The sequence below is a fragment of the Mesorhizobium sp. WSM4898 genome (assembly GCF_029625845.1).
GTDB lineage: Bacteria > Pseudomonadota > Alphaproteobacteria > Rhizobiales > Rhizobiaceae > Mesorhizobium.
Genome location: NZ_JARTVQ010000026.1, coordinates 1 through 1,374, shown reverse-complemented (window position 1 = coordinate 1,374; position 1,374 = coordinate 1). Strand labels below are relative to the sequence as shown.

The window sequence follows — 1,374 nt, the reverse complement described above, 5'->3', positions numbered from 1 at the left end:
ACGCGAATTTTAACAAAATATTAACGTTTACAATTTAAATATTTGCTTATACAATCTTCCTGTTTTTGGGGCTTTTCTGATTATCAACCGGGGTAAATCAATCTAAAGTATATATGAGTAAACTTGGTCTGACAGTTACCAATGCTTAATCAGTGAGGCACCTATCTCAGCGATCTGTCTATTTCGTTCATCCATAGTTGCCTGACTACCCGTCGTGTAGATAACTACGATACGGGAGGGCTTACCATCTGGCCCCAGTGCTGCAATGATACCGCGAGACCCACGCCCACCGGCTCCAGATTTATCAGCAATAAACCAGCCAGCCGGAAGGGCCGAGCGCAGAAGTGGTCCTGCAACTTTATCCGCCTCCATCCAGTCTATTAATTGTTGCCGGGAAGCTAGAGTAAGTAGTTCGCCAGTTAATAGTTTGCGCAACGTTGTTGCCATTGCTACAGGCATCGTGGTGTCACGCTCGTCGTTTGGTATGGCTTCATTCAGCTCCGGTTCCCAACGATCAAGGCGAGTTACATGATCCCCCATGTTGTGCAAAAAAGCGGTTAGCTCCTTCGGTCCTCCGATCGTTGTCAGAAGTAAGTTGGCCGCAGTGTTATCACTCATGGTTATGGCAGCACTGCATAATTCTCTTACTGTCATGCCATCCGTAAGATGCTTTTCTGTGACTGGTGAGTACTCAACCAAGTCATTCTGAGAATAGTGTATGCGGCGACCGAGTTGCTCTTGCCCGGCGTCAATACGGGATAATACCGCGCCACATAGCAGAACTTTAAAAGTGCTCATCATTGGGAAACGTTCTTCGGGGCGAAAACTCTCAAGGATCTTACCGCTGTTGAGATCCAGTTCGATGTAACCCACTCGTGCACCCAACTGATCTTCAGCATCTTTTACTTTCACCAGCGTTTCTGGGTGAGCAAAAACAGGAAGGCAAAATGCCGCAAAAAAGGGAATAAGGGCGACACGGAAATGTTGAATACTCATACTCTTCCTTTTTCAATATTATTGAAGCATTTATCAGGGTTATTGTCTCATGAGCGGATACATATTTGAATGTATTTAGAAAAATAAACAAATAGGGGTTCCGCGCACATTTCCCCGAAAAGTGCCACCTGACGTAGTTAACAAAAAAAAGCCCGCCGAAGCGGGCTTTATTACCAAGCGAAGCGCCATTCGCCATTCAGGCCGCGCAACTGTTGGGAAGGGCGATCGGTGCGGGCCTCTTCGCTATTACGCCAGCTGGCGAAAGGGGGATGTGCTGCAAGGCGATTAAGTTGGGTAACGCCAGGGTTTTCCCAGTCACGACGTTGTAAAACGACGGCCAGTCCGTAATACGACTCACTTAAGGCCTTGACTAGAGGG

General features: G+C 47.2%; 1 protein-coding gene and 1 pseudogene. Both read right to left on the bottom strand.

Translation table 11 applies throughout. The annotated features are described in order from the left end of the window. Window positions 1–135: 135 nt before the first annotated feature. Window positions 136–996: a TEM family class A beta-lactamase gene (gene blaTEM, locus P9228_RS30795; RefSeq protein WP_278057049.1), complete on the bottom strand. Its 861-nt coding sequence runs from the start codon at window positions 994–996 to the stop codon at window positions 136–138. Between the two features lie 170 nt (window positions 997–1,166). Continuing rightward, window positions 1,167–1,374: pseudogene (locus P9228_RS30790) on the bottom strand (hypothetical protein); the annotation flags it as partial.

Bases quoted from the DNA above. Each gene is read 5' to 3' on its own strand.
- blaTEM (WP_278057049.1), bottom strand. From the start codon at position 996: ATGAGTATTCAACATTTCCGTGTCGCCCTTATTCCCTTTTTTGCGGCA.